Annotated in this window: 19 protein-coding genes; 9 read left to right on the forward strand and 10 right to left on the reverse strand. The window is 70.1% G+C overall.

The features are described from left to right. Positions 1-90: 90 nt before the first annotated feature. On the forward strand, positions 91-1731 hold the full coding sequence (locus tag ABZ953_RS06040) for a peptide-N4-asparagine amidase (RefSeq protein ID WP_361717425.1): 1641 nt from the start codon (positions 91-93) through the stop codon (positions 1729-1731). 42 nt (positions 1732-1773) lie between these two features. On the opposite strand, the gene ABZ953_RS06045 is transcribed toward ABZ953_RS06040, so the two are convergent. From ABZ953_RS06045 to ABZ953_RS06055, 3 genes are all read right to left on the reverse strand, one after another. Beyond that, a complete protein-coding gene (locus tag ABZ953_RS06045; protein ID WP_361717428.1) occupies positions 1774-3240 on the reverse strand; it encodes a Gfo/Idh/MocA family oxidoreductase in 1467 nt (488 codons plus the stop codon). A 93-nt stretch (positions 3241-3333) separates the two neighbouring features. Beyond that, on the reverse strand, positions 3334-6360 hold the full coding sequence (locus ABZ953_RS06050) for an FAD-binding and (Fe-S)-binding domain-containing protein (protein WP_361717431.1): 3027 nt from the start codon (positions 6358-6360) through the stop codon (positions 3334-3336). A 54-nt stretch (positions 6361-6414) separates the two neighbouring features. Beyond that, positions 6415-6858, reverse strand: coding sequence for a MarR family transcriptional regulator (locus tag ABZ953_RS06055; RefSeq protein WP_361717434.1), 444 nt, complete (start codon positions 6856-6858; stop codon positions 6415-6417). A gap of 94 nt (positions 6859-6952) precedes the next feature. Here ABZ953_RS06055 and ABZ953_RS06060 point away from each other — a divergent pair, with 94 nt between their 5' ends. From ABZ953_RS06060 to ABZ953_RS06075, 4 genes are all read left to right on the forward strand, one after another. Then, positions 6953-8761 carry an ABC transporter ATP-binding protein gene (locus tag ABZ953_RS06060; protein WP_361717437.1) on the forward strand — a complete coding sequence of 603 codons (1809 nt, stop codon included), beginning with the start codon at positions 6953-6955 and terminating at the stop codon, positions 8759-8761. Positions 8762-8804: 43 nt separating this feature from the next. After that, complete coding sequence (gene mltG, locus ABZ953_RS06065; protein WP_361717440.1) at positions 8805-9617, forward strand: endolytic transglycosylase MltG; 813 nt, start codon at positions 8805-8807, stop codon at positions 9615-9617. A 142-nt stretch (positions 9618-9759) separates the two neighbouring features. Then, positions 9760-10461 carry an antibiotic biosynthesis monooxygenase gene (locus ABZ953_RS06070; RefSeq protein ID WP_361717443.1) on the forward strand — a complete coding sequence of 234 codons (702 nt, stop codon included), beginning with the start codon at positions 9760-9762 and terminating at the stop codon, positions 10459-10461. 170 nt (positions 10462-10631) lie between these two features. Next, entirely contained in the window at positions 10632-11933 is a 1302-nt protein-coding gene (locus tag ABZ953_RS06075) for a S8 family peptidase (protein ID WP_361717446.1), read from the forward strand. Positions 11934-11964: 31 nt separating this feature from the next. On the opposite strand, the gene ABZ953_RS06080 is transcribed toward ABZ953_RS06075, so the two are convergent. The 6 genes from ABZ953_RS06080 to ABZ953_RS06105 all read right to left on the reverse strand — a co-directional run bounded on the left by ABZ953_RS06080 (position 11965) and on the right by ABZ953_RS06105 (position 17467). Continuing rightward, on the reverse strand, positions 11965-13074 hold the full coding sequence (locus ABZ953_RS06080; RefSeq protein WP_361717449.1) for an NAD(P)-binding domain-containing protein: 1110 nt from the start codon (positions 13072-13074) through the stop codon (positions 11965-11967). 52 nt (positions 13075-13126) lie between these two features. Continuing rightward, complete coding sequence (locus ABZ953_RS06085; RefSeq protein ID WP_361717452.1) at positions 13127-14335, reverse strand: LLM class flavin-dependent oxidoreductase; 1209 nt, start codon at positions 14333-14335, stop codon at positions 13127-13129. 2 nt (positions 14336-14337) lie between these two features. Beyond that, positions 14338-15384, reverse strand: coding sequence for an ABC transporter substrate-binding protein (locus ABZ953_RS06090; protein WP_361717455.1), 1047 nt, complete (start codon positions 15382-15384; stop codon positions 14338-14340). 44 nt (positions 15385-15428) lie between these two features. Then, positions 15429-16223, reverse strand: coding sequence for an ABC transporter ATP-binding protein (locus ABZ953_RS06095; protein ID WP_361717458.1), 795 nt, complete (start codon positions 16221-16223; stop codon positions 15429-15431). Then, a complete protein-coding gene (locus ABZ953_RS06100) occupies positions 16196-17128 on the reverse strand; it encodes an ABC transporter permease (protein ID WP_361717461.1) in 933 nt (310 codons plus the stop codon). The genes ABZ953_RS06095 and ABZ953_RS06100 overlap by 28 nt, the downstream gene beginning before the upstream one ends. Positions 17129-17383: 255 nt before the next feature. Then, complete coding sequence (locus ABZ953_RS06105; protein WP_355809829.1) at positions 17384-17467, reverse strand: putative leader peptide; 84 nt, start codon at positions 17465-17467, stop codon at positions 17384-17386. A 114-nt stretch (positions 17468-17581) separates the two neighbouring features. Between ABZ953_RS06105 and ABZ953_RS06110 the strand changes: the two genes are divergently transcribed. After that, entirely contained in the window at positions 17582-18004 is a 423-nt protein-coding gene (locus ABZ953_RS06110) for a secondary thiamine-phosphate synthase enzyme YjbQ (protein ID WP_361717464.1), read from the forward strand. Positions 18005-18083: 79 nt separating this feature from the next. On the opposite strand, the gene rsgA is transcribed toward ABZ953_RS06110, so the two are convergent. Next, positions 18084-19187 (reverse strand): ribosome small subunit-dependent GTPase A, encoded by a 1104-nt coding sequence (gene rsgA / locus ABZ953_RS06115; RefSeq protein ID WP_361717467.1) that lies wholly within the window; start codon positions 19185-19187, stop codon positions 18084-18086. A gap of 569 nt (positions 19188-19756) precedes the next feature. Here rsgA and ABZ953_RS06120 point away from each other — a divergent pair. The 3 genes from ABZ953_RS06120 to ABZ953_RS06130 are packed head-to-tail and all read left to right on the forward strand — an operon-like array spanning position 19757 to position 23146. Continuing rightward, positions 19757-21181: an ABC transporter substrate-binding protein gene (locus ABZ953_RS06120; protein WP_361717470.1), complete on the forward strand. Its 1425-nt coding sequence runs from the start codon at positions 19757-19759 to the stop codon at positions 21179-21181. 57 nt (positions 21182-21238) lie between these two features. Next, positions 21239-22168 carry an ABC transporter permease gene (locus ABZ953_RS06125; RefSeq protein WP_361717473.1) on the forward strand — a complete coding sequence of 310 codons (930 nt, stop codon included), beginning with the start codon at positions 21239-21241 and terminating at the stop codon, positions 22166-22168. Positions 22169-22222: 54 nt separating this feature from the next. Beyond that, positions 22223-23146: an ABC transporter permease gene (locus tag ABZ953_RS06130; protein ID WP_361717476.1), complete on the forward strand. Its 924-nt coding sequence runs from the start codon at positions 22223-22225 to the stop codon at positions 23144-23146. Positions 23147-23171: the final 25 nt, after the last annotated feature.

Here is a 23171-nt window from a genome sequence, read left to right on the forward strand (position 1 = left end):
GCGGCACCACGCTGGTCCGGCGAGCGGCGCCGCAGCGGCCCGGCGAGCTGCACCATTGCGGTGATCGTCGACTGCCCATAGAAATCACCCATGAGAAGACGCGTCATGTCCATGCTCGTGGGTGCGGTCCTCGCCGCGAGTACTCTCCTCGGCGCCGGTCCGGCCGCCGCCGACACGCCGCCACCGGAGTTCGGCAACGACTGGCACGACCCGATCACCGCCGCACCACCAGTGCCGAAACCGCACACCAAGTCCTGCGAAGTAGCCGTGGCCGAGGCACAGTTCAAGGACTTCACGCCGTACAAAGGGACCTACGCCCCTCCGGAGAAGTGCGGCAAGGGACGCTGGGGCAAGGTGGTCCTGCGCCTGGACGGCAAGGTCAAGGGGCGACAGTACGACCGCCTCGGCTACCTCCGTATCGGCGGCGTAGAAGTCTTCCGCACCTCGACTCCGGAGCCGTCGGCCGACGGCATCACCTGGTCCGTGGAGAAGGACGTCACCCGGTACAGCGAGACGCTGAGCCGCGACCAGCAGGTCGAGATGCTCATCGGGAACGTCGTCGACGACACCTACACCGGAATCATCGACGTCAGGGCGACGCTCACGTTCTACGAGCAGGACAAGCAGGACAAGCAGAACAAGCGGGACAAGCGGGAGAAGCGCGGGCACGCGTCCCCGGCCGTCCCTGACCGTGTAGTCCCCCTGGGGGACGGCACCAGCCTCACTACCCCGCGCAACAGCGAACGCATCATCGCCGAGGTGTACGCGACCGGTTCGGGCGGCGGATGCGAGGAGTACTGGTATCTGACGGTGCCCGACGCCGCGCCCTATTCGTGCAAGGCCGACCATGGCCCGTACCGGGAAGTGCAGGTCAAGGTCGACGGTCAACTGGCGGGAATCGCCGCGCCGTTCCCCACCGTCTGGACCGGCGGCTGGTCCAACCCCTTCCTCTGGTACGTGATCCCAGGGCCCCGCGCCTTCGACATCAAACCCGTCGAATACGACCTGACACCCTTCGCGGGCCTACTCAACGACGGCCGCCCGCACCAGGTGGAGGTCTCCGTGGTCGGCGTTCCCAAGGCGCAGACCGGCTGGAGCACCCCGGTCAACGTTCTGGTCTGGCAGGACGAGAAGAGCGACCACGTAACGGGCCGCCTGACCCGTCACCAGGAGGGCGCCCTCGCGAACGACTCGACATACACACCGGGTTCCGGCGAGAAGGCGCACCGGCTGGATACGGAGGGCGGCCACCGGCTCAGCGTGTCGGGGTACGTGAACACCTCCCACGGCCGCGTGGCGACGACCGTGACCCGCACCCTCGCGAACGCATCCGGCCACCGCTGGACCGACGGCGAGGCGATGGACGCGCTCAAGGCCACCTGGACCGACCGCGAGACGATCACCACGGGCCACCGCGCCGTGCGCACCGACCGGACGTACACCATGGACGGCACCACCACCCTCGGCGACAGTGACCGGCTGCGGACCGAGATCGCCCTCGGTGACCGCTCCGAGACCACCACGATCAGGGACGGGCGGCGCGGCAACTGGTCGGTTCTTGACGACCGTTACGACGGCGACGCGACGTACACCGCGAACGTGCCGCGCGAGCAGCGGCACGCCGTGGGCACGTCGCGCGAGCGCTACCGGCTGCTCGGCGACACGGGGTGCTACGACCGCACCCTGGCCACCGTCCAGGGAACCCTGACGGAGGACCGTCGGCGCTGCTGACCCATCCGCCGGCCGGCACGCCGACGGGCCCCCGTCAGCCCGTCACCCCTCCTGCGGCTTTTCGGAGTCCAGGCCCGGCCTGGACTTCTTCCACAGGCCGCGCGTGAAGTCGGGGATGGCCTGCGGCGCGCCCTTCGCCTTGATCGACAGATGGCTCAGCGGCACGGGTGACGTCCAGGTCGCCGCGTCGTACACATCGAAGTCCGGCACCAGGCCGAGGCGCATGGTCTGCATCAGACGGAAGATCATGATGTAGTCCATGCCGCCGTGGCCACCGGGCGGGTTGGCGTGCTCCTTCCACAGCCAGTGGTCGAACTCGGCGTACTTGGTGAAGTCGCCCCACTCGTCGTTCGTGTGGTCCGGCTCGAGGTAGATGCGCTCCGGGTAGTCCTCGAAGACGCCCCGCGTGCCGCCCAGGCTGTTGATGCGGCTGTAGGGGTGGGGCGTGGAGACGTCGTGCTCGAGGCGGATCACCCGTCCCTTCGCCGTCTGGACGAGACTGATCGTGCGGTCGCTCTCGATGTACGTCTCCTTCCAGCTGGGGTCGCCCGCGGGCATGTGCGCTTTGCGGTACTCGGCGAGGCCGAGCGAGGGCGTGCCGAAGCTGGAGATGAGCGTGACGCGGTCACCGCGATTGACGTCCATGTAGTTGGCGACCGGACCGAAGCCGTGGTTCGGGTACAGGTCGCCGCGCAGCCGGGTGTGCCACAGGCGGCGCCACGGGCCTTCGTAGTAGTCGGGGTCGAACATGAGGCCGCGCAGGTCGTGGTTGTACGCGCCCGCGCCGTGCAGCAGATCGCCGAACTTGCCCGCGTGCGCCATCCGCAGGACGCGCATCTCGTTCTTGCCGTAGCAGCAGTTCTCCAGCTGCATGCAGTGTCTGCGGGTGCGCTCGGACAGGTTCACGAGCTCCCACAGCTCGTCCAGGCGCAGGGCGATGGGACACTCCACGCCGACGTGCTTGCCGTTCAGCATCGCCGACTCGGCCATCGCGAAGTGGAAGTCCCAGGGCGATGCCACGTACACGAAGTCGATGTCGCCGCGCTTGCACAGGTTCTCGTAGTCGTGCTCGCCCCTGGTGTACGTCGCCGGGGCGGGCTGGCCCGCGGCCGTGACCTTCTTCGCCGCCGCGGCGGTCTTCTCCTTGACCGGGTCGCAGAGCGCGACGACGCGGACGCCGGGTATCGCGAGGAAGAGGTCGATCATGCTGCCGCCGCGGTTGCCGAGTCCGATGATGCCCACCCGGACCGTGGAACGCCGCTGGAACGGCACGCCGATCATGGTCTTGCCCTGGCGGGCCGGGGCTTCGGCCGTATCCGGCGCGATCGCGGCGGCGGGGGTGTCGGCGTGCGCCGTGCCGCCCGCGAAGGCGCCGACCCCGAGCCCCGCGCCGGCGAGGCCTGCCGTCCGGAGAACCGTACGGCGCGAGTGACCGTCTCCCTTCGTGCCCTCGGCGCGGTCGTCGGGGGTGGTGCCGTCAGGAGTCGGTGTCGCGTTCTCGTCGTGCATCGGACCTCCGTAGCTGAAGGGCGGCTGGTCTCTACCACTGGGGCGGAAGCCACCCTTACGGGGGTGCGAGCGAGGCGCAAGGGACCGAAGTGGTCAGGCAGTTGGATTTCTCGTGCCGGTGCCGGTACCGGTACCGGTACCGGTACCGGTACCGGCACCGGTGTCGGCACCAGTCCCAGTACCGGCACCAGGCGCCGTAGGGCGAGTCGCGCGTTCCAGCTCCAGGAGTGCGGAGTAGTAGCCGCGGCCTGTCGCGTGGTCCATGCCGACCTCGCACATGCGGTTCGCCGAGAGGTGCGCGTCGAAGGAGCGGGACGTGACCTCGGCGGCCTCCTTGCGCGTGGCCGATTCCGTGAGCTCCTTGTGGAGCATGCCGCGGTCGCCTGCGAAGGCGCAGCAGCCGGCGTCGTCCGGGACCACCACCTCGTCCGCGCACGCTTCGGCGACGGCGCGCAGCTGCGCCTCGTCGCCGAGGTGCTGCATGGAACAGGTGGGGTGGAGGACGGCGGAGCCGATCGTGCGGTGCACGGTCAAATGCGGAAGGAGCTCGTCCGCGGCCCAGACGATCGAGTCGACGACGGTCAGCTCCCGGTGCAGCTCGCGGTTGTCCGGGGTCAGGTACGGCACGACCTCGTGCGCGATGCCGAGCGTGCAGGACGAGGCGTCGACGACCAGCGGCAACCGGCCGCCCGCGGTCCAGCCCCAGGCCGCCTCGACGATGCGGTTGGCCATGACCCTGTTCCCGGCGTCGTACCCCTTGGAGTGCCAGATCGTCGCGCAGCACGTCCCCGCGACGTCCTCCGGGATCCAGACCGGCCGCCCCGCGCGCGTGGAGACGGCGACCACGGCCTGTGCCAGGGAGAGGTCGCCGGGGCCGCCGAAGATGCGATTGACGCATGCCGGGTAGTAGACGGCGGCGGCGCCCACGCGCGCGGTGCGCGGCAGCCTGCGCGCGGCGGCGCCGGGGATGCGGGGCAGCCACTCGGGGACGAGGTCGGGGCGAACGGCCCGGCGGGCGGTGCGGGTCACCGTGGTGAGCAGCCGGTCGCTGATCCTGTCGGCGGCGGCCACCGCGAGCCGCGCCGATGCCTCGACGGCCTCGAAGTTCTTCGCGGCGAGCGCGGCCGCTCTCTCCTCGCGGGGCGAGTGCCGCGCATGGCGGAAGCCCTTCATCAGGGCGCCCGTGTCGATGCCGACCGGGCAGGCGATGCCGCAGGTCGAGTCGCCCGCGCAGGTGTCCACCGCGTCATAGCCGTACGCCTCGACGAGGCCGTCCTCGACCGGAGAGCCGTCCGGCTGGCGCATCATCTCCCTGCGCAGCACGATGCGCTGGCGCGGAGTCGTGGTCAAGTCACCGCTGGGACAGGTCGGTTCGCAGAAGCCGCACTCGATGCACGGGTCGGCGATCGGCTCCACCTTGGGGATGGTCTTGAGGCCGCGCAGATGGGCCTTCGGGTCACGGTCGAGGACGACGCGCGGCGCGAGGACCCCGTCCGGGTCGATCAGCTGCTTCGTGCGCCACATCAACTCCGTGGCCTTGGGGCCCCATTCCAGCTCCAGGAAGGGCGCGATGTTGCGGCCCGTGGCGTGCTCGGCCTTCAGTGAGCCGTCGAAGCGCTCCACGGTCAGGCGGCAGAAATCGTCCATGAAGGCGGCATACCGCTCCACGTCGGAGGGGACCGCCGCGTCGAAGGCGAGCAGGAAGTGGAGGTTGCCGTGGGCCGCGTGGCCCGCGACGGCGGCGTCGAAGCCGTGCCGGATCTGGAGGTCGAGGAGCTCCTGGCAGGCCTCGGCGAGTCGGCCGGGCGGGACCGCGAAGTCCTCGGTGATCAGCGTCGTCCCCGAGGGGCGGGAGCCGCCGACGGCGGTGACGAACGCCTTGCGCGCCTTCCAGTAGCCGCCGATCGTCTTCGCGTCGCGCGTGAACGTGTTGGTCACCGACGCGACGGGCGCGACCAGTTCGAGCCCTTCGAGCGCCGCGGCGGCGGCCGCCTCGTACGCCTCCTGGGCGGTCTCGTCCGGAGCGCGGAACTCCACGAGGAGCGCGGCGGTCGACTTCGGGAGGCCTGCCCAGTCGGCGGGGACCCCCTGGACGCTCACCGAAGCGCGCAGCGTATTGCCGTCCATCAGCTCGACGGCGAGCGCGCCGGCCGCGTTGAACAGGGGTACCGCGGCGGCGGCAGCGGGCAGCGAGGGGAAGAACAGCAGGGCGGTGCTCGTGTGCCGGTCAAGGCGCAGCGTGTCGAAGACGATCTCGGAGATGAAACCGAAGGTGCCCTCGGAACCGACCATCAGGCCGCGCAGGATCTCCACCGGCGTCGCTCCGTCGAGGAAGGCGTCGAGTCGGTAGCCGTTGGTGTTCTTGATCTCGTACTTCCTGCGGATGCGGGCCACCAGGCCGGGGTCGGCCTCGATCTCCCGCTTGAGCGCCAGGAGGCCCTCGCACAGGGCTGGTTCCGCGTGCGCCAACTGCTCGTGGGCATCCTCCGCCGCCGTGTCCACGACCGTCCCGGAGGGCAGGACGAAGGTCAGGGACGCCACGGTGCGGTAGGAGTTGCGGGTGGTGCCCGCGGTCATGCCCGAAGCGTTGTTCGCGACGACGCCGCCGACGGTGCAGGCGATCGCGCTCGCCGGGTCGGGGCCGAGCACCCGGCCGAACCGGGCGAGGGTGACGTTGGCCCGGACGACCGTCGTGCCGGGGCCGACGCGGGCCCGCTCGCCGTCGCCGAGCACCTCGACGCCCGACCAGTGCTTGCGCACGTCGACCAGGATGTCCTCGCCCTGGGCCTGGCCGTTCAGCGACGTACCCGCCGCGCGGAAGACGACCTCGCGGCCTCTGCCGTGCGCGTACGAGAGGACGGCGGACACGTCGTCGATGTCCTCGGGGACGACCACCACCTGCGGCACGAAGCGGTAGGGGCTGGCGTCCGAGGCGTACCGCACCAGGTCCGAGACTTTCGTCAGGACCTTGTCCGCGCCGAGCAGCGCGGTCAGTTCCGAGCGCAGCGGCTCCGGTGTACCGGTGGCCCGCCTGTCCGGCACGCGGTCGTGGGAAGGGCCGTCCGTGCGCGACGCGGCACCGGGGCGCAGGGCGTCCGGCTCGGGCTCCAGCAGTGGCATGAGCTCTCCTCGGTGGGGCCGGTTGGGTGCGACGGTCCGGCGGAGCCGTGGTGTTCAGCAGCGGCGGATGTCCGGCACGTCGAACAGCGCGTTCAGCAGGGTGCCCAGCTGGGCGCGCTGCTCGACGTCCAGTGGGGCAAGGATGTCCTCCGCGGCGGCCCGGCGCGCGCTGCGCAGCTCACCGAGTGCCTTGAGGCCCGCGTCGGTGAGCTCGATGCGGATCACCCGGCGGTTGGTGGGGTCGGGGGCGCGGCGCACGAGGTCGGCGGCCTCCAGGCCGTCGACCAGGGTGGTCACGGCGCGGGGCACGACTTCGAGGCGCTCGGCGAGGTCGGCCATGCGCGGCGGGGTCTCGTAGTGCGCGAGGGTGCGCAGGAGGCGGGACTGGGCGGGTGTGATGCCGGACGGCACCAGGTGGCGCTTCTGGATCCGCTGCAGCCTGCGCGTGAGCCGCAGCAACTGTTCGGCGAGCAGGCCGTCGGGGTCCGGGGTGTTCATGCGGGAACATTATCAGGACCTTGTGCATTGTGAGTATAGGTAACAGTGAGCTATGCTCCCTGAGTCATCGTCGTCAGAGATCCCGAAGGAGCCCATGCGCCACAACGAACCCACCTGGACGGCGCAGCCCTCTGCCCCCGGCGAGGAGCCGCAGCCGCGCCAGATGCGCCGCATCCTTCGCCTCTTCCGTCCTTACCGGGGCCGCCTCACGGTCGTGGGCCTGCTGGTCTGCGCCGCCTCGCTGGTCTCGGTCGCGACCCCGTTCCTGCTCAAGGAGATCCTCGACACCGCCTTGCCCCAGGGGCGCACGGGGCTGCTGAGTCTGCTCGCGCTCGGCATGATCCTCAGCGCGGTCGTCACGAGCGTCCTGGGCGTCCTGCAGACCCTGATCAGCACGTCCGTGGGCCAGCGCGTCATGCACGACCTGCGCACCGCGGTCTACGGCCGGTTGCAGAGCATGTCCCTGGCCTTCTTCACGCGCACACGCACGGGCGAGGTCCAGTCCCGGATCGCCAACGACATCGGCGGCATGCAGGCGACGGTCACCTCCACCGCCACGTCGCTGGTCTCCAACCTCACGAGTGTGGTCGCGACGGTCATCGCCATGCTCGCCCTGGACTGGCGGCTCACCGTCGTCTCGCTGCTCCTCCTCCCGGTGTTCGTGTGGATCAGCCGCCGTGTCGGCCGCGAGCGCAAGAAGATCGCCACGCAGCGCCAGAAGCAGATGGCTGCGATGGCCGCGACGGTCACCGAATCGCTCTCCGTGAGCGGCATCGTCCTCGGCCGCACCATGGGGCGCGCCGACTCCCTCACCAAGTCCTTCGCCGACGAGTCCGAGCAACTGGTCGACCTGGAGATCCGGTCCAGCATGGCGGGCCGCTGGCGCATGGCCGTCATCTCGATCGTCATGGCCGCCATGCCCGCCGTCATCTACTGGACGGCCGGTCTCGCCTTCCAGATGGGCGGCCCGACCGTCTCGATCGGCACGCTCGTCGCCTTCGTCTCGCTCCAGCAGGGCCTGTTCCGGCCGACCGTGAGCCTGCTCTCCACCGGCGTGCAGATACAGACCTCGCTCGCGCTCTTCCAGCGCATCTTCGAGTATCTCGACCTCCCCATAGACATCACCGAGCCCGAGAAGCCGGTGCGTCTCGACGCGATCAAGGGCGAGGTCCGCTTCGAGGACGTCGAGTTCCGCTACGACGAGAAGTCGGGCCCCACGCTCCAGGGCATCGACATAGCCATCCCGGCGGGCAGCAGCCTCGCCGTGGTCGGTCCCACGGGCTCAGGGAAGTCGACCCTGAGCCACCTCGTCCCCCGGCTCTACGACGTCACGGGCGGCCGCGTCACACTCGACGGTGTCGACGTGCGCGACCTCGACTTCGACACCCTCGCGCGCGCGGTCGGCGTGGTCTCGCAGGAGACGTACCTCTTCCACGCCTCGGTCGCCGACAACCTCCGCTTCGCCAAGCCGGACGCCACCGACGAGGAGCTGTTCACCGCGGCTCGCGCCGCCCAGATCCACGACCACATCGCGTCGCTCCCCGATGGGTACGACACGGTTGTCGGGGAGCGTGGCCACCGCTTCTCCGGTGGCGAGAAGCAGCGCCTGGCCATCGCCCGCACCATCCTGCGCGACCCGCCGGTCCTCATCCTCGACGAGGCGACCAGCGCCCTGGACAACCGGACGGAGCGGGCGGTGCAGGAAGCCATCGACGCCCTGTCCGCCGACCGGACGACCCTCACCATCGCCCATCGGCTCTCCACCGTCCGCAGCGCTGATCAGATCGTGGTCCTGGACGCCGGCCGCACCGCCGAGCGCGGCACCCACGAGGAGCTCCTGGAGCGGGACGGCCGTTACGCCGCCCTCCTGCGCAGAGACGCCCAACTGGAGCCCGCGACATGAAGATATGCCCGGGATGTCGGTATTTGCGGGTTACCGTGCCTCCATGCAGACCAAGACTCCGCGACGGGGCACGATTCGACTGACGCGGCGGGGCCGGATCGCCCTGATCGCGATCGGAGCCGCCGCTGCGGCCACCGCCGTGGCGGTGCCGCTGCTGCTTCCTGACGACGACACCGGGCCCCAATCCCTGACCATCCCCGAGGGGTGGCGCTCGGGGCAGGTGTACGCGGCCGTGGACAAGGCCCTCGGGGTGCCCACCGGCACCACGAAGAAGGCCCTCCCCGAGGCCGGTCTCAAACTCCCCCGCGAGGCGCGCGGCAACCCCGAGGGCTATCTCTTCCCGGCCACGTACCCGATCGGCTCCGGGTCGACGCCGGCGTCCGTCCTGTCGTACATGGTGAACACGGCGCACAAGAAGTTCGGCGGCGGCCAGGTCACGGCGGGAGCAGGCCACAATGCGGTGAACCTCTACCAGACGGTCACCATCGCGAGCATGATCGAGGCCGAAGCGGGCTCCAAGGGGGAGATGGGGAAGGTCGCCCGGGTCATCTACAACCGCCTCGACCAGGGCATGCCGCTGCAGATGGACTCGACCATCAATTACGCGCTCAACCGCTCCACCCTGGCCACCAGCGAACGCGACACGAAGATCAGCAGTCCGTACAACACCTACGCGCGCATGGGTCTGCCACCCACGCCGATCAGCAACCCCGGTGAGGAGGCCATCCGAGCGGCGGTCAACCCGGCGCCGGGGAACTGGCTGTACTTCGTGACCGTCAAGCCGGGTGACACACGTTTCACGGCCAGCTTCCAGGAACACCAGAAGAACGTGAGGGAGTTCAACAAGGCCAAGTAGCAGGAGGTCAGGCCATGGGGAGTGGCCGCCGGTCAGGGGGAGTTCCTACGCTCGCCGGGTCGGCTTCGCCTTGACCTCAACCGTGGTTCAGGTACAACGCTTTGCACTGTTCGTACCGATCAGTAGGTAGAAGGAGCCGACCATGCCCGCACCGATATCAAGCGCCTTTCCCGACGTCCGGCGCGCGGACGCCGGGACGATCCTCGTCAGTTCCTGGCCACTGCCGGCCCCCGGGGTCCAGAAGCAGGCCGCGGACCTCGTGCTCGAGGAGTGGGAACAGCGGGACCGCCCGGCCGGCATGCTCTCGTTCACCACGTTCCTCAGCGAGAACGGCCGTGAGGTCCTGAACTACACGCAGTGGACGGACGACGACTCCTACCGCGAATGGGCGCGTGCGGCCCGGCGCTCCGAGGACATCAGCAAGGTCGACCGCATGCTCCTGGGCATCGAGCGCCCCGGCGAGGTGCGGTACTCGCTCTACCGCAGTTACACCCCCGAGGACAGCCCCGACCGGACCCCCGGCGCGCTGGTCACCCCCATCTTCGAGACCGAAGGGCCGGACAACCAGCGCGCTTTCGTCGACGGTGTCGTCGACATCCTGGAGAGGACCCGCCCGCCGGGCCTGCTCGCCGTCCACTTCCACACGAGCAAGGACGGCCGCCGGGTCCTCAACCACGCGGAGTGGCGGGACATGTCGGCCTGGCGGCGCTTCACCGAGGGCGGCGGCACCGTGGAACTGGGCATGATGATCGAGGCCCTGGAGGGCGTCACTCCGGCCCCCACCCAGCCCAGCGTGCCGCGCTACCTCCCCTACAAGAGCCTGGTGAACGTCGCCGCGCCCTGAGAGCCTGCCTTTGGACCTGCTCACGACCGGTGGCCCGGCCTCTTGTGCGGCGCCGGTCGGCGCGAGACGCTGGCATGCGTTACGCGCCGTACCACGGGCAACGACCGTGCCCCGCACCGCACATGACCCGACGCCGTCTCTGGTCGACGAAAGGCTAGGGTGCACCGGGAATGAGAACGAGCTCTCGTCGGCGGCAGACAGCGGTGCTGCTGTCCGGCGCACTGACGGCCGCCGCCCTGCTCGGCGCCACCCCCGCGACGCATGCCGCTTCCGCCGGTCCCGCCGGGGAGTTGCGGCCGGCGAGCGGTTCCGAGACCGCTGTGCCGGACGGCTGGATCGCCGTGCTGAACACACCCGGCTCAGGCGCGGCGGCCGAAGAGGTCGCCTCCGGCGACGTGCCCGCCGTGGCGCGCGAACTCGTCGGCAGGGCCGAAGGCGCGCGGCTCGGACATGTGTACCGGGCCGCGCTGCGCGGCTTCTCCGCCCGGATGAGCCGGGCGCAGGCGGCCCGTCTCGCCGCCGACCCCCGCGTCGCGTACGTCCGCCAGGACACCCGGGTACGTGTGGAGACCCCGCGGGGCGCCCGGTCGCGGGCCGGATCCGCCGGGGCGGTCGCGCCGGACCGGACCCAGCCGAACGCGCCCTGGGGTCTCGACCGCATCGACCAGCGGCGCCTCCCGCTGTCCACCACGTACACCTACCGCACCACCGCTCCGCGCGTGAGCGTGTACGTCATCGACACCGGACTACGGACCACCCACGCGGAGTTCGGCGGCCGCGCGTCGGTCGGTACCGACACCGTGGGCGACGGCCAGAAGGGCAACGACTGCAACGGCCACGGCACCCACGTGGGAGGCATCGCCGCGGGAAAGACGTACGGGGTGGCCAAGCAGGCCCGCCTTGTGGCGGTGCGCGTCCTGGACTGCCAGGGTTCGGGCACCACGTCGGGGGTCGTCGCGGGCGTCGACTGGGTGACGGCGAACGCCACGCGGCCGGCGGTCGCGAACATGAGCCTCGGCGGTTCGGCCAGCGAGGTCCTCGACGGCGCGGTCCGCGGATCCATCCGTTCCGGGGTCACGTACACCGTGTCGGCCGGCAGCTCGGGACAGGCGGGCGGCGCCTGCGGAACCTCGCCCTCCAGGGTGGCCGAGACGATCAGTGTGGGCGCGAGCGACCGCGGCGACCGCCGGGCCCCCTCGTCCAACCACGGCGACTGCGTGTCCCTGTTCGCGCCCGGTGTGCAGATCCCCTCGGCCTGGCAGGACAGCGACACCGCCGTAGCCACCCTCAGCGGCACGTCGATGGCCACCGCGCACACGGCGGGCGCGGCGGCGCTGCACCTCGGATTCCGGCCCGCCGACACCCCGGCCCAGGTGAAGCGGGGCCTCGTCGACCACGCCACCACCGGTGTTTTGCAGGGCTCCCCGCCCGTCGCCCCCGACCGGCTCCTCTACACCCTGTACCTGCCGTAGGCGCCTCACGTAGCCGCCGTAGGCAGCCGCGTCACACTGTGACCGGCGCCCCCGCAAGCAGCCGCTGGATGTCGCGGACCGCCGCACGCCCCGCGCGATTGGCCCCGATCGTGCTGGCCGAAGGCCCGTACCCCACCAGATGGACGCGCGGGTCCGCGGCGGCCCTGGTGCCCTCGAGGCGGATGCCGCCGCCCGTCTCGCGCAGCCGCAGGGGTGCGAGGTGCTCGATCGCCGCGCGGAAGCCCGTCGCCCAGAGGATGACGTCCGCGTCGACGTGGCGTCCGTCGTCCCACTCGACGCCGGGCGGGGTGATCCGGTCGAACATCGGCAGCCGGTCGAGAACGCCGTCGGCCCGCGCCCGCCGGATCGCGTCGTTCACGGGCAGCCCCGTCACGGAGACCACGCTCCGCGGCGGCAGCCCCTGACGCACGCGCTCCTCGACCATGGCCACGGCCGCACGCCCCCAGTCCTCGTCGAAGGGGCCTTCCCTGAACACCGGGGGCCGCCGGGTGACCCAGGTGGTCGAGGCCGCGTGCGGGGCGATCTCCATGAGGTGCTGCGTTCCGGAGGCGCCGCCGCCCACGACGACGACCCGCTGTCCCTCGAACGCCTCGGGTCCCGGGTAGAGCGCCGTGTGCAACTGCCGCCCCCGGAAGGTCTCCTGGCCCGGGTAGCGCGGCCAGAACGGCCGGTCCCAGGTGCCCGTCGCGTTGATCAGCGCGCGTGTCGACCAGGTGCCCGCCGAGGTCTCGACGAGGAGCCTTCCGCTGTCGCCCTCTCGGACCTTGTACACGTCGACGGGGCGTTGTACGCGCAGGTCGAAGCGGCGCTCGTACTCCTCGAAGTACTCCCCGATGACCTGGGACGACGGGCGTGCGGGGTCGGCGCCGGTCAGTTCCATGCCGGGGAGCGCGTGCATGCCGTGCACCTTCCCGTACGTCAGGGAGGGCCACCGGAACTGCCAGGCGCCGCCGGGCCGGGGCGCGTGGTCGAGGACCACGAAGTCCCGGCCCGGCTCGAAGCCGACCCGCCGCAGGTGGTGGGCGCTGGACAGGCCCGCCTGCCCGGCGCCGATGACGACCACGTCCACGTCCTGTGCCGCCGCAGAGGCGGCCGCATCTCGTACCCCGATGTCGTTCACAGTTCTACTAACTTCATCGGGGTCCAGGATCTTCCCGCCGGGCGCGGGCTCCTCAGCGGCCCCCGGCCACCAGCAGCGGCGCGCCACCCGGAGCGGAGGCCGGCCGTCCGTTCGAGGCGGGGACGCCCGTCAGCGGCGACGCCGGGATCCGCGGCAGCAGCCCACGCGCGGCCAGCTCGGGGATGACGCCCTCACCGAACCAGTACGCCTCCTCCAGATGCGGATAGCCGGACAGGACGAAGTGTTCGACGCCGAGCGCGTGGTACTCCTCGATCCGGTCGGCGACATCGGCGTGGGCACCGACCAGGGCCGTACCCGCACCACCACGGACCAGACCGACGCCCGCCCACAGATTCGGCGAGATCTCCAGCTTGTCGCGGGAGCCGCCGTGCAGCGCGAGCATCCGCTGCTGGCCCACGGACTCGCTGCGCCCGAGCGCCTCCTGAGCGGCGGCGACGGTGTCCGGATCGAGATCGTCGAGCAGCCGGTTCGCGGTCGCCCACGCGTCGGCGGCCGAGTCGCGCGAGATGGTGTGCAGCCGGATGCCGAAGCGGACCGTGCGCCCCTCCTTCTCGGCGAGACCGCGAATCCAGTCGATCTTCTGCTTGACCTGCTCAGGCGGCTCCCCCCACGTCAGATACACATCCGAGTGCCGCGCCGCGACCGGGCCCGCGGCCGGCGACGAGCCACCGAAGAAGATCTCCGGCAGCGGGTCGGGCGGCAGCGCGGTCAGCCCGCCCGCGATCTGGAAGTGCTCGCCGTCGAAGTCGTACGGCCTGCCGCTCCACACTCCCCGTACGACCGAGAGGAACTCGTCCGTGCGGGCATAGCGGCGGTCGTGGTCCAGGTGGTCGCCGAACCGCCGCTGCTCGGTGGAGTCGCCGCCGGTCACCACGTTGAGCAGCAGCCGACCGCGGGTGATGCGCTGGTACGTCGCCGCCATCTGCGCCGCGAGCACCGGGGAGAGCACGCCGGGGCGGAAGGCGACGAGGAACTTCAGCCGCTCGGTGTGCTGGGCGAGTGCGACCGTCGTCAGCCAGGCGTCCTCGCACCACGTGCCGGTCGGCGTGAGCACCGCCTCGAAGCCCAACTGCTCGGCGGCCTTGGCGATCTGGGCCAGATACTCGATGTCGGGCGCGCGCACGCCGCTCACCGGGGTGACCCGGGAGCGCGTGATGCCGCCGTCCGTATAGGCGTGCCGGTCGACGAGGGTGCGGCCGTCGCCGCCGGTCGGCAGGAACCAGTGCAGGTGGACGTTCATGGTCAGGACTCCTTGCGGTACGTGCGGGGCTTGCTGGTGGAGGGCGGCAGGTCGTCGTTGAAGCGGGTGTCGACGAAGTCGCCGAAGTCGATGCGGCGCGGGATCAGCTTCAGCTCGGTGAAGGTGTCCGCGATCTTCTGCTCGGACCTGATGACGTTCTTGTCCACGGCCACCGTCACCCGCGTGCCGTTGGTGCGCTTGACCGCGTCGAGCGCGACGTCGTAGGGCAGGCCGGTGTCCTTCGCCCAGACCTTCGCCCACGCTTGGGGATGCTTGTAGACCCAGTCCTGCGCCCGCCGGAGCCGCTTCAGGTAGTCGGAGATCGCCGCGGCCTTCTTCTTGTCCGCGAGGGCGCCGGGCGCCGCCGCCTGGAAGGCGAGGCCGTTCACCACGCCGTCGCCGTCGGTCAGGACGCGGCCCTTCTCGCTCCGCAGGACCTGTGAGGTGTACGGGTCCCAGACGGCCCAGGCGTCCACCTTTCCGCTGGTGAACGCGGCCAGCGCGTCGGCGGGCTGCAGGTACTTGACCTTGACGTCCCGGAAGCCGAGCCCTGCCTTCTTCAAGGAGGCGATCAGCTGGAAGTGCGCCGACGAACCCTGCGCCACGGCCACGGACTTGCCCTTGAGGTCCCGGGGCTTCTTCAGCGGGGAGTCGTCGGGCACGAGGATGGTGTCCCCGGCCGCGCCGCCGTGGCTCGCCGCCACCACGGAGATCTTCGAGCCCGCGCCCGCCGCGAAGACCGGGGGAGTGTTGCCGACCGCGCCGAGGTCGACGGCCTTGGCGTTGACCGCCTCCAGGAGCGGTGGGCCCGAGGTGAAGGTCGACCAGCGGATCTTGTAGTGGAGGTCGTCGAGCTCACCGGCCGCGCGCAGCACGGCTTCCGAACCGCCCCGCTGGTCACCGACGTTGAGCGTGAGCGACCCCTTGCCGTCGGTGCCGCCGCCCGCGCCGCCGACCGAGGTGCCGGCGGACGACGTCCCGGCGCAGGCGGAGAGCAACAGGGCCGACGGGAGCAGGAGGAGGGCGGAGGCGGGGCGTGGTCGTGGCATGGCGGTTCCGTTCGGTTCGATCGGTCGGTCAGTCGGTCGGTCAGTCAGTGGGACGGGGCGGGGTGGCCGGTTGGCGGGGTGGCAGGTGCTCGGGAGGCGGGGGCTTCGGCGGGCGACTCGACGCCGAGCCGCCGCAGCAGCTCCGCCCGGAGCTCACCGAAGCGGGGATCGGAGATGCCGCGCGGACGCGCCAGATCGATCTCCGTCTCGTACGCGATGACGCCGTCGTCCATGACGAGCACCCGGTCGGCCAGGAGCACCGCCTCCTCGACGTCGTGCGTCACGAGGAGCACCGCGCAGCCGCGCCGCTGCCACAGCTCGTCGACGAGCCGCTGCGCCTTGATGCGGGTGAGCGCGTCGAGTGCGCCGAACGGCTCGTCGAGCAGCAGCAGGTCGGGCTCGCGCACCAGCGCGCGGGCCAGCGAGGCGCGCTGGGCCTCGCCCCCGGAGAGCGTCTTGGGCCAGGCGTCGACGCGGTGCTTCAGGCCCACCTCGGCGAGCGCCTGCTCCGCGACGCCCCGGTCGGGCCTCCCCGGCAACCCGAGCAGCACATTGCGCCATACCCGCTTCCAGGGCATGAGCCGGGGAGCCTGGAACGCGACGGCCTTGCGGCGCGGCACGAGCACGGTGCCCTCGATGTCGCGGTCGAGACCGGCCAGGATGCGCAGCAGCGTGGACTTGCCGCAGCCGCTGCGCCCCAACAGCGCCACGAACTCGCCGGGACGGACGTCGAGGCGGAGGTCGTCGATGACGGCGCGCCCGTCGAAGGTGCGGGTCAGCCCGTCGACGCGGACGGCGGACGGCGTGGTCGTCACCGGCCGGTGAATGTCGGTCGCCATTGCAGCAGCAGCCTTTCGAGAGTACGGACGACGAAGTCGGCCGTCAGGCCGAGGAAGGCGTAGACGACCAGGCAGACGACGATCACGTCGGTACGCAGGAAGTCGCGGGCCTGGACCATGAGGAAGCCGAGGCCGGAATCGGCGTTGACCTGCTCGGCGAAGACGAGGGCGAGCCAGGAGATGCCCAGGGAGTAGCGCAGCCCCGTCATGGCTCCGGGCAGCGCGCCGGGCAGGATGACGTGTCGCACGAGCCCCCACCGGGAGAGTCCCAGGGACTCTCCGGCCTCGATCAACTGCGCGTCGACACCGCGGATTCCGGCGTACACGTTCAGATAGAGGGGGAAGGTGACGCCCAGCGTGATGATGGCGATCTTGGGCGCCTCGCCGATGCCGAACCAGATGATGAACAGGGGGATCAGCCCGACGAACGGCACGGTGCGCAGCATCTGCACGCTGGCGTCCACGAGGTCCTCGCCGATGCGGAAGAGGCCGGAGACCAGCGCCAGGGCCGTGCCGACGACGGTGCCGAACAGCAGTCCGAGCGCGACGCGTTGCAGCGAGACGGCCATGGCGTTCTGCAGGGAACCGTCGCTGATGAGGTCACCGGCGACCTGCGCGATGGTCCCGGGCGGGGCGAGCACGTCGTCGGTCAGTACGCCGGTGGCGCTCAGGAGTTGCCAGAGCGCGAGCAGGGTGAGGGGGCCCGAGGTGCGGCGCAGCCAGCGGGGGACGCGGGCGCGGCGGCGGGAGGAGGGGACGAGGGCTACGAGGTCGGGGCCGGGCTCCGGACCGGGCTCCGGACCGGGCTCCGGGCCGGGCGCTGTGGTGCGCTGCTCCAGCCCATTCTTATTGATACGGGATATATCGGGCGCTGAGGCGTGTGGCGGGGCGTGACGGGTGGGCATGGGTGCTCCATGGCTGGAGGAAGGAGGCCGGGCCGGTGGGGGAGGCAGGCGTGACGCGTGGGAGTGCTCGTGGCCATCGGCAGGCGCGAGTGCGGGACCGGCTGCTTGTGGTCAGGCTCGGGAGTCAGTGCCGCCGGGCGGCCGTCGGGCTCCCCTGCGGGAGAGCGAGAACGGCGGCAAGGCGCCTACCGGTACCGGCCGAACGCAAGGCGTGCCGAACGGGGCGCAGGCGGAGCGAGAGCAGGTGAAAGGGCGTCAGCAGCCGCGGCGACACGCGGAAGAAGCCACCCGCAGCAGGTCGATGTGACCGCGCGTGGTGAGCAGGGCTGAACGCAACATGCCGCAGAACGTAGCCACATCGTGCACGCACGGTCAATGGCGTCTCGAAGAGCGGACTCCCGATATCAGCCAATGGAAGGCCGGACGAGCGGCCGAGTGGGAGAGGATGGTGGTATGTCCGACGCATTCACCACCAAAGTCCTGCAGGTCACCACCGGATCGGCCGAGACGGTCGTCGACCTCACCGCCGACTGCGAAACCTTCCTGCGCGAGGCCGCAAGCGGCCGCGACGGCCTCCTCAACGTCTTTGTCCCGCACGCCACAGCGGGCATCGCCGTCCTGGAGACGGGGGCGGGCAGCGACGACGACCTGCTCGCCGCGCTGCACACGCTGCTCCCCGCCGACGACCGCTGGCAGCACCGCCACGGCAGCCCGGGTCACGGCCGTGACCACGTCCTGCCCGCGCTGGTCGCGCCGCACGCGACCCTGCCGGTCGTCGCGGGAAACCTGGAGCTTGGCACGTGGCAATCGGTGTGCCTGGTCGACACGAACCGGGACAACCCTCAGCGGAAGGTCCGGTTGTCGTTCCTGGGCTGACGGGCGAGGCGGGCAGGACCGGGACCCGGCCGTACCGAACCTGCCGCGGCACGACGGGGCGTTACGGCGGAACGCCGGATCAGTCGCGCGCCGTGCCGCGCTTCGTGCCGCGTTTCCAGTTCCGGCGCACCTCCTCGCGCTGGCGCACGTCGATGCGCTCCGCGATCCACTCGTTCTCCTTCGTGAGCTTGCGGTAGCTCTCCAGGCGCCGTGGGGAGAGCTCGCCCTCCGCCACCGCCGCCAGGACGGCGCAGCGCGGTTCCGCGGTGTGTGAGCAGTCGTGGAAGCGGCAGGACTCCGCCAGGTCCTCGACGTCGGAGAAGAGCAGGGAGAGGCCGTGTGCGGCGTCCCACAGGCCGACGCCGCGCAGGCCGGGGGTGTCGATCAGGGTGCCGCCCCCGGGGAGTACGAGCAGGTCGCGGCGGGTCGTGGTGTGCCGGCCCTTTCCGTCGCTGTCCCGCGCGGCCTTGACCTCCTGGAGATCCTGGCCGACGAGAGCGTTGGCCAGGGTGGACTTGCCGGCGCCGGACTGGCCGAGGAGCACCGACGTGCCGTCGGACAGCTGGGCCGCCAGTTCGTCGAGGCCCGCGCCGGTCTGTGAGCTGACGGCGAGGACCGGCACGTCGGGGGCGGCGTCGCGGATGTCCTCCGACAGGTAGCGGAGGGTCTCCGGCTCGTGGATCAGGTCGGACTTGGTCATCACGACCATGGGTTGCGCTCCGCACTCCCATGCGAGGGCGAGGAAGCGCTCGACCCTCTCCAACTCCAGTTCCACGGCGAGCGATATGGCGATCACCGCGTAGTCGATGTTGGTCGCGAGGACCTGACCCTCGGACCGCTTGGACGAGGTGGACCGCACGAACGCGGTGCGGCGGGGCAGCAGGACCCGCACGGCGGCCGGGTCGGCATCGGGGTCCAGGGCCACCCAGTCACCGGCACAGACGGCCCACATGGGGTCGCGTGAGGCGACGGGGGCCGGATCGGCGTCCAGGGCCAGTACCGAGGAGCCGTCCGCGGCGAGCGTCACCACCTCGCAGCGGCCGCGGTCTACGCGGACGACGCGCCCGGGCAGCAGCCCTTTGAGCGCGTACGGGGCGAAATCCGCTTCGACCCTGTCGTTCCAGCCGTACTCCGCGAGGGGATGGGAGTCGGCGCGTGGCGATGAGGCAGCAAGTTCTGTCAACGGTTTAGCCCTTCGAGAAGCCGCGTCGTTCGAGCCTACCGACGGGGCCGGTCGCTGCCAACAGAACAACTGCCGGGACACATCTGTAATCACTCTGCTTATGACGGTCTAAGCCCGAGCGCTGAAGGCGAGTTAAACACCGTGCCGGAACGGGCGGAAACGAATCGGCTGCGCCGGGCCGCCGCCAATTACCCTTACGTTTCCGTGGCATGGGCGTCCCTCCCGATTGCTCCCGATACGGAACACGCCGCAGCGCTGCGTAATGGAAACGTGACGTGGCTCCGGGTGGCCCAGGAGCCTTGCCCCCGCCAATAGTTGGGCTCCAGGGTGGGATTTCGAGGGAGGCAGGCAACTGCATGCGTGGTGTCGGGAGAATCAGATGGGCCGCGGGTATCGCGGCCCTGGCCATGGCGGCGACGGCTTGTGGTGGAGAAACCCAGAGCCAGGGATCTGCCGATGGCGGAACCTTCCGATTCGGTCTGACCGAACCGGTCTCGATCGACCCGGGACTGGCGTCGGAGACCACGGGACTGATTGTCTCCGAGGTCGTGTTCACCGGCCTCTACCGCGTGAATCACAAGGGTGAGATGGAGCCTCGGCTCGCCACGGCGGCCAGTTCCAACGACGACTGCACGCAGTGGAAGTTCTCCATCAAGAGCGGCACGAAGTTCACCAACGGTGAACCCGTGGACGCCGCGGCCTTCGTGCGCGGCTGGAACCGTTCGGTGAGCCCGGAGCTGGCGTCCGACGTGTCGTACCACCTCGATGGAATCGAGGGCTACGACAAGGTGCGCAGCGGCAAGGTGAAGCAGCTCAGCGGACTGTCCGCGCCCGATGCCACATCGCTGCGGGTCAAACTCGCCGCGAGTGACTGCGAGTTCGACAAGAAGACCGCGCACACGGTGTTCAGCCCGATCCCCAAGGCGGCCGGGACCGGCGGGAACAAGAAATTCGCTGATCTGCCGATCGGTAACGGCCCGTTCAAGATGGCGGGGAAGTGGGATCACAACAAGAAGATCTCGCTGGTCCGCAACGACGGCTACGGGCTCAAGAAGGCCAAGATCGGCGGGGTGGACATCACCCTGCTCAACGATCAGAGCATGTTCGATCTCGAGTACCAGGGATTCCAGACGGGTCTCTTCGACTACGCCCACGTACCGCCGGGTCAACTGCGGGCTGCCGAAGCCAAGTTCAAGCCCGCGGGCAAATGGCTGACGCAGGACGTCAACGGCATGAACTACCTGTTGCCGATCACCGACCAGGGGCCGCTCAAGAGCCGCGACGCCCGCCTCGCCATCTCGTACGCGATCGACCGCCAGGCCATCACCAAGGGGCTCTACAAGGGCTACCAGCGGCCGGCGTCCTCGATCGTCCCGCCCGCGCTGCCCACGTCGTACCAGGACGGGCTGTGCGCCTCCTGCCTGAAGCCCGATGCCAAGAAGGCCAAGGCGCACGCGAAGGCGGCGGGCCTCAAGCCGGGCACCGAGTTGTCCATCGTGTTCAACACCGGTGTCGGACACGACCAGTGGATCCAGGCCGTGGGCAAGCAGCTCGAGGACACGCTCGGGCTCAAGGTGAAGCTCCGCGGCAAATCCTTCAGGGACGGGCTGGAGGCCGAACAGAGCGCGGACGCCACGGGACTGTTCCGGTACTCGTGGGGCGCCGACTACCCGACGCCCGACAACTACCTGTACCCGCTCCTGCACTCCGGTTCGATCGCCAAGGACAAGAGCGGTGAGGTCATGGGCGACAACCGCAGCCGCTACAGCAACCCCACCTTCGACAAGCTCGTCGACAAGGCGCGCGCCACGAAGGACGAGAAGCGGCGTATCGGCATCTACAAGCAGGCCGAAAAGGTGGCCATGGACGACATGGCTCTCATCCCCACCTTCCATCGGACCGAGTACCGCCTTGCGGCCAAGGACAAGTTCAACGGGCTCGATGTCCTTTCCTTCGGAGAGTCGCCGGTTCTGGAGGAGCTCTCGCTGAAGTAGCACAAGGGGGAGCGCGAGAGGTGAAGTGAAGAAGCGGCACAGGGGAGAGGACATTTTATGGGGCGCTTTGTTGCCCGTCGTTTCGGGCAGATGCTGATCGTCCTCATAGGCGCGACCGTCGTTCTCTTCGTTTGCCTCTTCGTGCTCCCGGGCGATCCGATCGGATCGCTGGCCGGAGGTGGCGAGAATGCCCATGACCCGGTCGTCGTGGCCGAGTTGCAGGAGCGCTACGGCCTCGGCAAGCCGTATTACGAGCAGTACTTCCACTATGTCAGCAGGCTGGTCTCCGGTGACCTCGGCGAGGACTATGTACAGCGACGCGAAGTCAGCGAGATCCTCGCACCCAAGCTGCTGAACACCGCACAGCTCGCCCTTGCCGCCATCGTCATCAATATCGCCGTCGGCGTTCCGGTCGGCGTCCTCGCGGCCCTGCGCAAGTACAGCATCTGGGACGTCTCGGCGACGTTCGTCTCGACGCTGACCATCGGATTCCCCACCTTTGTGGTCGGGTTCCTGCTGCAGAAGTTCTTCGTCGTCGAACTGGGCTGGTTCCCGCTCCTGAGCGACGGCACCATCAAGTCCCTGGTGCTGCCCGCGGTGACGCTGGCCATCGTCGACGCGGCGCTCGTGGCCCGGTTGATGCGCGGGACGATGCTGGAAGTGCTGCAGGCGGACTACATCAAGACGGCCGTCGCCAAAGGGCTGCCGCGCAGAACCGTGCTGTTCAAGCACGTACTGCGCAACAGCATCATCCCGGTCGTCACCTATCTCGGCATCTCCCTCGGCCTGTTGATGGGCGGAGCCCTGATCGCCGAGGCGATCTTCAACTGGGACGGGGTCGGACTCGCCCTGGTCAACGCGGTCCGTCAGCAGAACAACCCCATCGTCCTCGGCGTGGTGACGTACGGCGTCGCTGTCTTCGTCGTCCTGAGCCTGCTCGTGGACCTGTTGTGCGCGGCCCTGGATCCACGCATCCGGGAAAGCTGACCGCTGAACTTCCGCCGGTCCGACCGTGACTCCGGCCCACACGAAGGAACCTCCATGTCTGAACTGACCAAGGGCCCGGCTGTCCTGCCCCGTGAGGGGGCCGGGGAGGGGAAGGGAGCCGCCGCCGAGGGGCTCCCGCAGACGACCTACTGGCGGGTCGTACGCGCCCGGTTCCTGCAGAACCGGCTCGCGGTGGTCGGCCTGGTCATCGTGGTGGGCCTGGTGCTGACCGCCGCCGTGGGCCCCTTCCTCACACCCCACGACCCGGCCACGCAGGACCTAGAGAACACCATGGCGGGACCGTCCGGCTCGCACTGGTTCGGCACGGACGGCCTGGGCCGTGACCTGCTTTCCCGGCTGATCGCGGGCACCCGCCTCGCCCTCCTGATCGGCCTGGCGTCCATCGTGCTGACCTGCGTCATCGGCGTCACGCTCGGCGCGCTCGCGGGCTATGCCGGAAAGTGGGTCGACGCGGTGATCATGCGGACCGCGGATGTCTTCCTGGCCTTCCCGCTGCTCGTCGGAGCCATCGCCATCATCCTGGTGACGGGACAGGGCGTCTGGCCGGTCATCGCGGCACTTGCCCTGTTTTCCTGGGCGACCGTGGCCCGCCTGCTGCGCAGTTCGATGCTCTCCGTACGGGAAGCGGACTACGTCGCCGCGGCCCGCGCCCTCGGCGCCGGGCACACCCGGATCGTGCTGCGGCACATCCTTCCCAACTCGATGACTCCCGTCCTCGTCTACGCGGCCTTCAACACCGGTACGGCGATCGTCAGCGTGGCCTCGCTCTCCTTCCTGGGGATCGGTGTCGCCCCGGGTGTCCCGGAGTGGGGGAACATCCTCGCCGAGGGCCGGCAGTTCATCGGCGTCAGCGACCACCTCTGGGCGTTCCCCAGTCTCGCGATCGTCGTGACCGTGCTCGCCTTCGTCTTCGTCGGTGACGGACTGCGCGACGCCCTCGACCCGAAGCTGCACTGAGGGTGTTCCCGACCCGCGCGCCGGC

This window comes from Streptomyces sp. NPDC046465 (assembly GCF_040646035.1).
Classification (GTDB): domain Bacteria; phylum Actinomycetota; class Actinomycetes; order Streptomycetales; family Streptomycetaceae; genus Streptomyces.